12 protein-coding genes and 1 pseudogene are annotated in these 11,240 nt (G+C 62.2%); 6 read left to right on the top strand and 7 right to left on the bottom strand.

The window, feature by feature from the left end:
• On the top strand, nucleotides 1-205 hold a 205-nt coding region (locus HNS34_RS21060; protein ID WP_214647559.1), incomplete at its 5' end, for a hypothetical protein.
• Nucleotides 206-432: 227 nt separating this feature from the next.
• Here HNS34_RS21060 and HNS34_RS20035 read toward each other — a convergent pair.
• Both HNS34_RS20035 and mobC read right to left on the bottom strand, forming a co-directional pair.
• The gene (locus HNS34_RS20035) at nucleotides 433-2,781 is read right to left on the bottom strand and encodes a relaxase/mobilization nuclease domain-containing protein (protein ID WP_172321850.1); all 2,349 of its coding nucleotides are present in this window, start codon (nucleotides 2,779-2,781) and stop codon (nucleotides 433-435) included.
• Nucleotides 2,768-3,355, bottom strand: coding sequence for a plasmid mobilization relaxosome protein MobC (gene mobC / locus HNS34_RS20030; protein ID WP_172321849.1), 588 nt, complete (start codon nucleotides 3,353-3,355; stop codon nucleotides 2,768-2,770). The genes HNS34_RS20035 and mobC overlap by 14 nt, the downstream gene beginning before the upstream one ends.
• Nucleotides 3,356-3,918: 563 nt before the next feature.
• On the opposite strand from mobC, the gene HNS34_RS20025 reads away from it, so the two are divergent.
• The 4 genes from HNS34_RS20025 (at nucleotide 3,919) to HNS34_RS20010 (ending at nucleotide 6,894) form a co-directional block, all read left to right on the top strand.
• On the top strand, nucleotides 3,919-4,638 hold the full coding sequence (locus HNS34_RS20025) for a ParA family protein (RefSeq protein WP_172321848.1): 720 nt from the start codon (nucleotides 3,919-3,921) through the stop codon (nucleotides 4,636-4,638).
• A 10-nt stretch (nucleotides 4,639-4,648) separates the two neighbouring features.
• Nucleotides 4,649-5,293 (top strand): hypothetical protein, encoded by a 645-nt coding sequence (locus HNS34_RS20020; protein ID WP_172321847.1) that lies wholly within the window; start codon nucleotides 4,649-4,651, stop codon nucleotides 5,291-5,293.
• Between the two features lie 151 nt (nucleotides 5,294-5,444).
• Nucleotides 5,445-5,615: a hypothetical protein gene (locus HNS34_RS20015; protein ID WP_172321843.1), complete on the top strand. Its 171-nt coding sequence runs from the start codon at nucleotides 5,445-5,447 to the stop codon at nucleotides 5,613-5,615.
• 148 nt (nucleotides 5,616-5,763) lie between these two features.
• Complete coding sequence (locus HNS34_RS20010; RefSeq protein ID WP_172321846.1) at nucleotides 5,764-6,894, top strand: Fic family protein; 1,131 nt, start codon at nucleotides 5,764-5,766, stop codon at nucleotides 6,892-6,894.
• A 425-nt stretch (nucleotides 6,895-7,319) separates the two neighbouring features.
• Here HNS34_RS20010 and HNS34_RS20005 read toward each other — a convergent pair.
• Nucleotides 7,320-7,913 (bottom strand): annotated as a pseudogene (locus HNS34_RS20005) (methylase); the annotation flags it as partial.
• A gap of 176 nt (nucleotides 7,914-8,089) precedes the next feature.
• Here HNS34_RS20005 and HNS34_RS20000 point away from each other — a divergent pair.
• Nucleotides 8,090-8,383, top strand: a complete 294-nt coding sequence (locus tag HNS34_RS20000) for a hypothetical protein (protein ID WP_076981252.1) — start codon at nucleotides 8,090-8,092, stop codon at nucleotides 8,381-8,383.
• A gap of 519 nt (nucleotides 8,384-8,902) precedes the next feature.
• Here HNS34_RS20000 and HNS34_RS19995 read toward each other — a convergent pair.
• The 4 genes from HNS34_RS19995 to HNS34_RS19980 are packed head-to-tail and all read right to left on the bottom strand — an operon-like array spanning nucleotide 8,903 to nucleotide 11,117.
• Complete coding sequence (locus tag HNS34_RS19995) at nucleotides 8,903-9,604, bottom strand: RES family NAD+ phosphorylase (RefSeq protein ID WP_172321845.1); 702 nt, start codon at nucleotides 9,602-9,604, stop codon at nucleotides 8,903-8,905.
• Nucleotides 9,601-10,002, bottom strand: a complete 402-nt coding sequence (locus HNS34_RS19990) for an MbcA/ParS/Xre antitoxin family protein (protein WP_151975987.1) — start codon at nucleotides 10,000-10,002, stop codon at nucleotides 9,601-9,603. The genes HNS34_RS19995 and HNS34_RS19990 overlap by 4 nt, the downstream gene beginning before the upstream one ends.
• Before the next feature lie 58 nt (nucleotides 10,003-10,060).
• Complete coding sequence (locus HNS34_RS19985) at nucleotides 10,061-10,705, bottom strand: DUF8835 domain-containing pootine (RefSeq protein ID WP_172321851.1); 645 nt, start codon at nucleotides 10,703-10,705, stop codon at nucleotides 10,061-10,063.
• Nucleotides 10,698-11,117 carry a hypothetical protein gene (locus HNS34_RS19980; protein WP_172321844.1) on the bottom strand — a complete coding sequence of 140 codons (420 nt, stop codon included), beginning with the start codon at nucleotides 11,115-11,117 and terminating at the stop codon, nucleotides 10,698-10,700. Before HNS34_RS19980 ends, HNS34_RS19985 begins: the two co-directional genes overlap by 8 nt.
• Between the last annotated feature and the right edge of the window lie 123 nt (nucleotides 11,118-11,240).

The following is an 11,240-nucleotide window of genomic DNA, read 5'->3' as shown; positions in this document are numbered from 1 at the left end:
CGACAATCGCCGCCCTGTAACTGCGGCCGAGCCAAGGCCGAAGAGCAAAGTTACACCATTTCCCGGGACACTATCCATCGGCGGCGGCGATCTGGTCGCGGAGCTGATGAACCTTGGCCGGGATACCTGCGCGTTCCTCGACATCGCCGTTGTAGAGCGGCAGGTCGAGATCGGCCATGACGGGGGTGCCGTCGAAGAAGCGTGACGCTCAGCATCAGCGATGCCAGGCCGAAGCCGCCAAGGATGAGGTTCACCCAGAGGAAGTCCTTCGGTGCAGACTGAGACAGACCCCGATATTCGCGGGCGAGCAGGGTGACGTCGAAACGCGTGGGTGAGAGCCCATATCGGAACATGACAAAGCCGGTCGCCACGACATAGCCCATGGCGAGACCGACCAGCACGAGGCTCAACACTCCGAGGGCAATCTTGCCTTTATCCATGGGTGATCCCCTTCTCACCATGTGCCGCGGCGTGGCGCGCGCGCTGCGCCTCGATCTGCTCTTCGGCCAATGCATCGAGAACGCGCTCCATCGCCGGGCCGTGCGCAGTGACCTCGCTGCTTTGAAGATAGGTCCTGGCGAGTTCCAGCTGGCGCAGCGGATCCTCCGTGAACTTGTCGAGGACTTCTGCGTTGCCGGCCCGCAGCGCGTCGATTGCGTCGGGGCTTAGTCGCTCGTCGACCTGCTGGACGATGTCCTGCTGCTCTGACTCGGAGAGCGGGCCCCCGACGTCGTTGTTCCGCACAAAGGCCATGACGGTTGGGGCGGTCTCTTCCATATACCGGCGCTCGGCGAAGTCTTGTCGCGCCTGGTCCTCGATAATGAGGCTGCGCTCGCTGATATAGGCACGCGACGCGCCGAGCGAACGAAGGTGGTTGATTTCGTCCTGGACGGCTGCACTGAACTCGTCATCCGGCATCTCCGTGCGATAGCGGGCGAGGGTGCGGAGCTCTTCGGTGATCGGACCGAGATGATCCGAAGGATCCCGCAAGGCGAGGTCCATGTCGCCAGCATGAAGCGTGCGGTCCTGCTCCGATACCGCATATTGCGGCGGCATTCGACTGTCCGTCATCTGCTCCCAAGCCATCGAGGCCAGTTCGGCATGTTGCGGCGATTTCTGCGCGTAGGCGTCGAACGCGGCGCGGGCTTCTTCCACCTCCACTGCGCCCGCCCGCCGCACAGAGGGGTCGTCTGAAAACGGATGATCGAAATCCGTCCGGCGGAACTGCGCCACCAGAGATCTGAACTCCTGCCGCTCAGATGGGGCAAAAATGTCGGACCCGACTTGCGCGAGATCACCCCCAGGTGTCGTTGACCGCTCACCAAGCACTGCCACGGCGTCGTCCGCCTCGTCGACCTCGGTTGGCGCGCGAAGGACGCGTACATCGGTCAGAACATCGCCCAACCGAACATGCACGGCTTCCAGCCGGTCGAGCGCGTCTTCCAGGTCCGCAGATTTCTCCAGATCGAGTCCCCCTTCTTTGGCAATCGCCTGCAGATCCTGTGCCAGCCACTGGCGTTCCAATGCCGAATTGCCAGCCCCTTCCCGCAGACGCGCGGCTACTGCCTCGGCGTCAATGCCCGTGCCTTGCAACGCCTCGGCCAGCTTTGGTGCCACCTCTCCATCGTCAAGACGCGCGAGGTGATCTTCACTGGCGTTTGGCCTTGCATAAATGCCGTCCCGGGACGGGGCATAGACCAGGGCGGCGGAGCGATCCCCAAGCGGGTTCAAATGCGCGACCGAGGCCAGCACGTCGGTCAGCTTGCGCTCGATCACCGGCCTCTCGGCCGCCGGCGCCTTGTCGATCGCCGCCTCGATCTGGCGAATGTTCTGAGAAAACTCGGTGATCAGCGTGTCGAACGCTGCTTCGTCTTGGGACATGTAGATGGCTCCGTCAGATTGAATCTGACCGCCACTGGCAAGGATGGTGCTGGCCATCTCGAGAGCTTCGGCCACGTCTTCGAAATTCGAACGCGACGCCTCCGCCGCGAGCCCGCGGTAGATCAAAGCGTTGCTTCGGACAGATTCTAGAGCGGCGGCCAGGTCAGCGCCGGTTCTCTGGCGCTCGACTGGAGGACGGCCTTCGTCGCGGGCCTTGTAGATTTCATCGATCTCGGCGCGGTAGGCCGTGACACCACGGTCCAGACGACGCGTCGCCTCAAGGCGGATCCCATGAACTTGGGCTGCCTCGACCATCGCCTCGCGAAAGGCGTCGTAGTTGAAGTGATGATCCTTCCCGAGAAAGAACATTTCGCCATCCTTGCTGCGGCGGTTCAGAACGATATGCGCATGTGGATGTGCGCGATCTTGGTGTATTGCAGCAATATAATCGAATTGCGACCCCTCACCTTGAAAGAACCTCTCGCAAACAGCTTGGGTGATATCGCGCACCTCGTCGCCGCTCGTTCCAACCGGGAATGCCATCAGCAAATGCGAAGTATGTCCGAGCTTGGGGCTGTAGCGCTCGTTCCACTGGTTCTCGAAGCGTCGCGCCAGGCGGTTGATCTCCGCTTCCGAGAGTTGCTTCTTCCCGTCATGCGTGCCGCGGCTGTCGAGGATATGGGTCGACTTCGTCGTGAGATATGTGAGCTGTGCCCGCAGTTGCGCCCCGGTGTGGCAGCCTCCTTTTGAAATGGGTTTGAAGATCGCTGGCGAATAGCCGCGCGCGGCCCGGACCATCTGCGCGCCCTTGGAAAGCCCCTGCCAGGATCCCGCAACCCGGCTCCAGCCGCGGTCGAAGAGCGCCGGGTCGATCCCCCGGACCCGATCACTCCGCGCCATTCGCATCCCTCTCGGCGAGGCCTGCGAGGGCAGAACTGATCTCAAGGTCCAACACGCTGCGCCGCGCACGCGACATCTCCTGGACCTGGTCAGCCAAATCGAAGACCAGACCCGCAAGGGCGCGGACGTCGCGGTGACTTGAGGCCGGGTAGGACAGTCTCTCGCCCCGCACCTTGGCCTCGTTCAGACGCCGCGCGATCTGGTTCACGTTGTTGCCGACCCGGTTCAGGGCTGCTCCGAGGTTGCGCAGTTCGTCGCACATCTCGTCGTCGGGTAGGAAGACCCCCTCGGCCGCCAGCATCAGACGGCGCATGGCATCCGAGCGATGCGCGATCCCGCGTCGCGACAGCGCCGTGTCGAACCGGCGCAGGTCCTCTTCCGAGACCCGGATCCCGACAACCCGCGATCGGCTACCGTTCGCCGTCTGACGATCATCGGCGTGGTTCACCACGTTGTAGATCGTCTTCAGGCTGACATCGTAGCGCGTGGCCAAAGACGCCGCGGGAACGCCGTTCCGACGCTCCTGGGCGATGGTCGATCGCTCGATCTCTGACAGTCTGCGACGGCGGGCCATTTTGAAGTTAACGTTCCTATTTCTTGCCACCTTCGTACAAGCCCGCCTTCTCCCAGCACAAGCGGAGAAGGCAGCAAGGGCTTGTACTCAATGTAGAAAATCGGCCCGGGGGGCCGATTTGACGTCCTTTGTCAAATGCAGCGCGCAACGCGCTCAATGTAACGCGTCCCGCGTTCCCTGCACCGTGCATCACGTCCTATGCACGGTGCCTTTTGCGCTCTGCTTCGCGTCTTCAGGCAAGTGGGACGTGTCGATTGCAGCCCGCATCACGCACCCCGCACAATGCACGGCGTCGCGTGCACCTCGCGTCGCGTTCCGCGCTTCACGTGCTTTGGTGGATGCCAAATGCAGCACGTCTTCTGGCAACCGCATCGCGCAACCTGGATCGCGGCGTCTGTCCCCTGCGCCCCGCTGTCTGGTTGCCGCAAAACGCGTAACGGCGAATGCATGCTGCCCACCGCATCGTGCATCCCGCCTTCCGCTTGACGCCGATGCACCAAGAGGTTAGCGACATTATTGCATCTTTGTAGCATTACACTATTTTTGCAGGAGGCTACGCCCCCATGCCGAACGACAATCTCGTGGTCATCGCCGCGATGGCCCGGAAAGGGGGGAGCGGCAAAACCACGCTCTCGCGCGCCCTGATCAGCGCTGCCGTGGCTGCCGGGCGTCGGGTTCTGCTGATCGACACTGATAGCACCGGAGTGCTTGGCGCCTGGCACGAACGAGCTGAAGCGGCGGGTCTGGGGTCGCCTCTGCTGCGGTCAATCTCGGTCGAGAGTGTGGGGGCCGTCGATCGCAAGATCGAACAGGTCTATGATGCGGACTCGGCGGATTTCGTCTTCATCGACACGGCAGGCGTCGGCGCGGAATGGTCGGACGGGATCGCGGTTCTCGCCGATCACATTGTAACGCCAGTCATGCTCTCGACCTCGGATCTTGATGTGGGTGCGCAGACCGCCGACTGGTTCGAAAGGTTGCGCGCGCGCGTCGATGACCCGGCGAGCTTGCCGCGCCACCATGTCGTTCTGAACATGGTTGACCCGAAAGCCACGCGCGCGGATGCCGCCTTGATCGAAGTAGCGATCGCTCGGTTTCCCGTGGTTGAGACGGTGATGATGCGCCGCAACGTCTACAAGGAGATGGACGAGAAAGGCCTGCTCCACGCCATCGCGCTGCAAAAGCAGGCCGACCCAAACCCACTCATGCGCCCGCATGTCCGTCATGTCGTCGAGGCCCTTGAGGAGGCCACCGACATCCTCAACAACATCTTGGCCGCGTGAGGACAGGGCGTTGAGAAAGAAGATTCCAACCATCACCCGGCCCGACCCAGCCTATGCTGCGTCCCTTCTGCCCGAAGGGGAGAAAGACCCGGGAAGGGAAGAGGCGGATCGGGAAGAGACCGTCCTGATGCCGATGAGCGTGGCGGATGAAGATCAAGCGCCGGTGCCAAGCAGGCCTTCCGTGCCTTCGCCGCAAGCAAGCCCGGAGACAGCGGCCGAGATCATAACAGCGCCCACGGCGTCGCAGCCCAGGGTTCGACGCATTCCGGCCACCCGCAAGATCGATATCCGGGTGAACGCGCTGGAACGGCAGGAAGAAGCCCTCATCGACTGCGGCGTCGATCCCGCCCATGTCATCCGGGCCGCCCTGCGCCGTGCCGTGAAGACCTGGCAGCTCGGGCCGGAGTTCGTCCCACCATCCGAAGAGCAGAGAACGCGGATCACCGAATGGCGCGCGCGCACTTCACTGGCCGTCGATGCCAATGCGCTGACTTCCATCCTGCACGCCCATGACCCCCTCGATGTGCTCAGCAAGTGGGCCTTGATCCGCGGCCAGATCGAGCCGCGCGTCTGGGCGGAGATCGACATAATTCTGGACGAGATTGCCGTTCGCGCTGCAGCGCAGAATAGAGAAAATGATACGTCAACAACCTGACTATAAAGACAACTTGTCCTTTTGTCGGTGGGTTTTTGCCGAAGCTACCGCCCACACCTTGCAGTTGCAGAAACCTGTCGTTAACACCGCCAACAAGAAATTTTTGACCTCCCTTTAACCAGTTATGAGGTCCAGATAGCAGGAGCGCGTCATGACCCCAAAACCCCGCCTCACCGGCGAACCGATGATGCGCATCCTCTGCAAGAAGACCGACAATCTGGTGGGTTTCCTCTACCAATGGGACAATGGCGATCTGCAGCCCGCGTGGCTGGACGATGCTATGGCCGAGGTTCGCTACGAACCAATAAGCGACGCCGCCTGACACCTGTCTGATCGGATACACTACGGCTGATCCGGGCCGTTGCATGGAGATGTGTCCAACCTTTGGACTCGTTGGCGATGCATAGAACCCACTTCCATAAATCATCTAATTGCCACATAGTGAGTTATAGAAAGGGATTCTATAGCTCATGCGCTGGAACTGGACACAACCCAACTGGCCGAACTTCCGCTATGACCGCGCTGCGATCGAGCCACTCGAACGGCGATTTCTGCTGTCCTCAGGCGAAATCCTTGGTGCGGTCCGCCATGTGACAGGCGAGGAGCGCGACCGGCTGCGCATCGAGCTTCTGAGTGAGGAGGCGATGCGGACGAGCGCCATTGAGGGCGAGGTCCTGGACCGGTCCAGTGTCCAGTCCTCGTTGCGGCGGCAGTTCGGACTGACCACGGAGGGCCCACCATCAAAACCCCGCGAGCAGGGCATCGCCGAAATGATGGTCGACGTTTATTCGAACCACGCGGCACCTCTGACCCACGACACGCTCTCTCACTGGCACGGTATGCTCCTGTCCCATGACCGCGGCCTCGAGACGATCGGTGCCTACCGTCGGCATGACGACGCCATGCAGATAGTCTCCGGCCGCATTGACCGACCGACGGTGCATTTCGAAGCGCCGCCGTCGGCGCAAGTCCAAGGCGAAATGGACGTGTTCGTCGACTGGTTCAACCGCACGGCGCCAGAAGGGTCCACGCCACTGCCCGCGCTGACGCGCGCGGCACTTGGGCATCTGTGGTTCGAGAGTATCCATCCGTTCGAGGACGGCAATGGCCGTCTCGGCCGCGCCCTGGCGGAAAAGTCCCTCGCCCAGAACATCGGCCAGCCGAGCCTGATCGCGCTGGCCTATACGATCGAACGCGATCGCAAGGGGTACTACGATCAGCTCGAAGCCCACCAGAAGACCCTGGATGTGACCGCGTGGCTTTTGTGGTTCGGCGAGACCGTGATTGACGCACAGCAGGTCACACTGACGCGGGTTGCCTTCTTCATCGCCAAGGCAAAGTTCTACGACCAGTTCCGCGATCGGCTGAACGACCGGCAGGCCAAGGTGATCGAGCGCATGTTCCGAGAGGGGCCCGAGGGGTTCAAGGGCGGGCTCAGCGCCGAGAATTACATCGCCATCACCGGCACGTCACGCGCCACCACAACCCGGGATCTGCAGGACCTGGTCGAGATGGGCGCGCTGAACCGGACCGGGGAGCGGCGGTATACGCGGTATTGGCTACGACTCGCGGAGACAACGATATCGCAGGGTTCATCGTAACCCATCTGCACGTCGGTCGGGAAGACATCGAGCTGGATCGGGCTATGGTACATGTAGTGATCAATTGAGGTTTCCTACACAATATCAGGTGGAAGTGTGCGCTTCCACCTCGATTTCCCCGCGAGGGGAAACGTATGGCCCGCCCCGGTTGCAAGCGACGATTGGGTGACGGCGTAATCAGTCTGCACAAACGTATCCGGCATGTCGGCATGATTGCCGCCGCCAAGATGGAGATCCGCGCGTTCCAATCCTCATAAAGGGGCCGGCTTCAAAGAGCCATTTTTCGCCGGAGGTTTTCAGAACGCCGATCGACTGTCAGGCCATCTTCCTTTCACCACTCGCAGGTCGTCGCGCCCGAAACTGTCCGAGCCGGACGCGTGTTCTTCAGTTCATCGCGCTTGGCGATGGGTTGTAGGTTTGGCCACGGCGCAGAAGCCCGTGACCGGAAGCCCCGGAAACAGGCGGCGCAGAAGATCGGCGCGGGTGTCGGCCAACTCGTTCAGCGCGAGGCTGCCGCCCGCGATTTCTGCGAGGACCGCCAGAAGGCCCGTCCCAGCCGATGGCTCCAGCACCAGATCGCGCGCGGTGATCTGTGCTGCAGCCAGTGCCGCCAGCCCCATGGGCAGCGGTGTCGAGAATTGCTGGTACCGCTCCATCTCTTCAGACCGCCGCGTATGGGTCGGCAAAAGGCCGGACACCTTGGCAAGAATCGGCAGCAGAGCCGCGGGCGTGCCCGCCCGGGCCAGGAGCGCACGGCCGAACTTCCGCAGGAACAGGACCAGCGCTGCCTCGCCCGCTTCATAGGCCAGCTTCCAGTCCCAGGCGCCGGTCGCGTCAGAGCCGCCAAAGACGCGCTCCATCTCAACGCGCAGGCGAAGCGCGTCGATCTGGAAACCCTGCGCCAGATCGGGCTGCAGCGCCTCGGCCACGCTCAAGATCGCAGTGGCCGTATCGAGGGGCGGGATGGGGACAACAGGCGCAGGCGTGCGCTCGGACGCAAAAGGGGCGAGATGGGTCATCGGGAAACTCCGGAAAGAGGAACAGGATCAGGCCCGGACACCCTCTCTCGGGCACCCTCAGGCCTGATCTTCCCCGGCCCTCCTCTTCCTCTCAAACCCCATGATTTCCGCAGGTGGCTTGCTTTTGTTCCTGTTATGTTCTATACTGAAGGTCGAGCTAAGAAGGGAGATCCCCGATGGAAAGCACCACTTACGCCCTCCCCGCGACGCCAAAGCAGATTGCCTATGCGCGGTCGCTGGCCCTGCGCAACCAGACGCTTCTGCCTTGGGAGGTTCAGCAGGACCGCCGGTCCCTGAGCGCCTGGATCGACGCACAGGCCAAGCTGAACCCGGGCGCGCAGGACAGCCGCCCGACATCAAAGCAGGTCGCCTTTGCCGAGCGCCTCGCCCGCATCAAGCGCCGCGCCGTGCCAGACGAATGCTTCCGCGACAAGGGGCTGATGTCGAAATGGATCGACGGGAACAAGTGAGCACGGCACCGGCTAGCTCCGGCCTTCCGGAGCTTCTGCCATACCGTGGCTTGGCAAACCGAGCGTAGTTGCCAACCTATAGGTTAGCAGATTAGCCGGGGGACATCAGCCTCGGTCAAACTCCTATCCGAAGGACCAAGACCTGGGCCCGGCGGGACGCCGGGAGGTGCCCACATCGGCCTTCGGCAACCACCGCAAATCGTAGTCGTCTCTCGACCCAGCGTCTTCAGATCTTCCTCCACTTGGGGCTAGCCCCTCAGTTCTTTGGAAATGGTGATATTGGAGCGTCCATAACGCTGGAAAAGCAACCTCATCGAAGAAAACTATAGTGGTCTCTTGGGGCCGAGACGTCGCCTTCCTCAGCGCGTCTATACGAAGCCCAGAAGACCGGCGGACTCAGTCCAAAGCCTCAAAGAACAACTGATGGTCACACGGCTTCAAATGCGTGACGTCCGGCCTGTTGCCGTTTGCCGGTTTCATGTCTTCGCCCCCCCAAAAAAGCGCATGCGCCATTACTCGTCAGCCGACGGCAGTAAGCGAGTAGTGCGGTGTCCCATCCCAAACAAGATCCCAAGACGCGCCCGGCCGGACGTTCTGGATGGCGTGGGGCTCGAAGCAGACGAGGCAATTCCCGCCCGGCGCGGGAGCCCGAACTGAGGGGTAGATCAGGCCCCGCGATCCAGCCCGGCGAAGATGTTGGGCCAGGCTTTGGCCCTCGGGATATCCGACAGCCGAATCGGGATGCAGCGCTGGGTGTTCCGGCTCATCGGTCAGATCATCGAAGATCCCGATGAAATCCGCCAACAATTCCACATAGCGAGCGCTGTCATGGAAGCTGCCGGTAAAGCCGAGTTCACGGGTGCGGTGCCAGGCCACTTCGCTGACAGAAACCATCACCTCCCACGCGCAGTACCAGGCGCCACGATCTTCGGTGTTGAAGCGGTTCCCGCCGGCGCGGGTATAGGTGAAGGCAGCGTTGACATGACTGTCGCCGTAAATGCGCAGATCGCGGCTGCGCCGCTGCCAGGCAAGCTCGCGCGGGTCCAGATGGGGATTGCGGCCACGTTCGGCTAGAAGGCGGCCGCTGGTCAGGCCCTCGATCTCTGCGAGGATCTCCATCTCGTCATCGGTATCGACGAGACCGCGCAGGGATGGCGGCTTGTGGTAAGTGGCGGGCAGGAGACGAACGAGACCACGATCAGAAATCTCGGTCTGCTTCATGCCCCACCGCGCAATGCATCAAGATAGGTCCGAACCGCGAGAATTTGCGGCAAGCCCCCGTCGATGGCGGTATCAACCGGACGGCTACCCCCGAACAGCGGCCCTGTGTTCGGTCGGGTGAACCAGCTTCGCGCGAGCGGCTCGGAGAAGTAGAGTTCGAGCGACTTGTAGATGCCGATCACCGCACTGAGTCGCAGGAGTTGATCCTTGGTCAGTTCTCCCGCAAAGTCCGGCTTCTTGGCGCGCTTCCACGTGCTCACCGTCATATCGGCAAGGCCAGCCGCTTCGTTCAGGTTAAGGCCCCAAGCATCGACCACGCGCGCGTAAGCCTTCAACGCGACGGCGTTGATCTGTGCGGGTTCCCGGATTTTCTCAGCAATGTACATGGCGTCCTCCATTGGCCTGAATATAGATCATATGGCCTCATTGTAAAGATCAAATGAACTTCCCGAGATCTCACCCGAACCGGCGCCCTTCTTCGGTGAAGGTGTACTCGTTGACGATGATCCCCTCCTCTATGGCCTCGTCCGAGGTCAGGTGGTCGTATTCAGCCTGAAGCTGGCGGTAGAGCCAGCGGGCCAGATCACGCAGCGCCTCGGTCACGATCTCCTCGGCGTCCTCGGTCGGCGGCTGCCAGGTCGGGCTGTCGCGGGTGACGTCCACCGACATGGTGTATTCGTGGTAGTAGCGGCCGCGGTGGCTGACGTCGGCAGCGAGCTGGTAGAAATTCCGCCGCTGGATGGCCTGCAGCCAGTCGGCTATGCCATGCAGCGTCGCGTCCTGGGGCGCATAGTCCCGGATGCGCGCGGCCGCGCCCTTGGTGTGGCTGAGGTATGCTTCAAAACAGGCCCCATCCCCTTGGCTCCAGAACCCAGAAAACCAGATGCAGGGCTTGGCCCGCGTCCCTCCGCCCATCAGCCGCACGGGGGTTGTTTTGAGCCGGACGCCGAGAATATCGCAGATGCGCTCGAAATCCTCGTAGACCGCGTCCCACCAATCGTCGTGAGGCCCAAGCTCGCGATACCAGCTGCGCGCCTTTTCCTTGGCGACGTCGGAGAGTTCAGGGAACTGGTAGACTGTTGTGCAGATGACCTCAGGCATAGACGTCCTCCCCATTCAGCGCCGCGGCCAGCCATTCTTGCGTGCTGGTCCAGCCGATTGACTTGCGCGCGCCGAGATCGATGACATGCGCGCCGCCGCCGAAAGCGTCGAGGCGCGGACGGGAACAGGTCAGCCCGTACTGGAACCCCCAGAGGCCGGTGAGGTCGAGGACTTCCGCAAGGCGCAGCACGAAGCGGATGGTCGCCTCGACATCGCCGTGGTCGTCGTCATGGATCCAAAGGGCGCTGCCCTCGGGCGCATCCTGGTGGACGATGTCAAAGCCCGCGACCTCCGGATCGTCGGCGTCCTGATCCGCAGCGTGGAGTTTCTGGAACAGCGCGAGCGCGCGGGCAGCCTTGACGGGGGTACCGACGTCGAGCAAGCACGAGAAATGGGTGAAGTAATCCGCCATGGGGACCTCCTGAATGGGGAAGACCCGGCCAAATGGCCGGGCGCTATGAGCAGTGTCCCAACAGTTGGTGTAACTCCCGCCGGTAGCGCGGGCTGAGCGGAGCCTTCGCATAGCGAAGCGAGG

Source organism: Alterinioella nitratireducens, from assembly GCF_013155465.1.
In the GTDB taxonomy this organism is placed as follows: Bacteria; Pseudomonadota; Alphaproteobacteria; order Rhodobacterales; family Rhodobacteraceae; genus Alterinioella; species Alterinioella nitratireducens.
This window is presented reverse-complemented; position numbering and strand designations above follow the sequence as displayed.

Bases quoted from the DNA above. Each gene is read 5' to 3' on its own strand.
- HNS34_RS20035 (WP_172321850.1), bottom strand. From the start codon at position 2,781: ATGGCGCGGAGTGATCGGGTCCGGGGGATCGACCCGGCGCTCTTCGAC.
- mobC (WP_172321849.1), bottom strand. From the start codon at position 3,355: ATGGCCCGCCGTCGCAGACTGTCAGAGATCGAGCGATCGACCATCGCC.
- HNS34_RS20025 (WP_172321848.1), top strand. From the start codon at position 3,919: ATGCCGAACGACAATCTCGTGGTCATCGCCGCGATGGCCCGGAAAGGG.
- HNS34_RS20015 (WP_172321843.1), top strand. From the start codon at position 5,445: ATGACCCCAAAACCCCGCCTCACCGGCGAACCGATGATGCGCATCCTC.
- HNS34_RS20010 (WP_172321846.1), top strand. From the start codon at position 5,764: ATGCGCTGGAACTGGACACAACCCAACTGGCCGAACTTCCGCTATGAC.
- HNS34_RS20000 (WP_076981252.1), top strand. From the start codon at position 8,090: ATGGAAAGCACCACTTACGCCCTCCCCGCGACGCCAAAGCAGATTGCC.
- HNS34_RS19995 (WP_172321845.1), bottom strand. From the start codon at position 9,604: ATGAAGCAGACCGAGATTTCTGATCGTGGTCTCGTTCGTCTCCTGCCC.
- HNS34_RS19990 (WP_151975987.1), bottom strand. From the start codon at position 10,002: ATGGAGGACGCCATGTACATTGCTGAGAAAATCCGGGAACCCGCACAG.
- HNS34_RS19985 (WP_172321851.1), bottom strand. From the start codon at position 10,705: ATGCCTGAGGTCATCTGCACAACAGTCTACCAGTTCCCTGAACTCTCC.
- HNS34_RS19980 (WP_172321844.1), bottom strand. From the start codon at position 11,117: ATGGCGGATTACTTCACCCATTTCTCGTGCTTGCTCGACGTCGGTACC.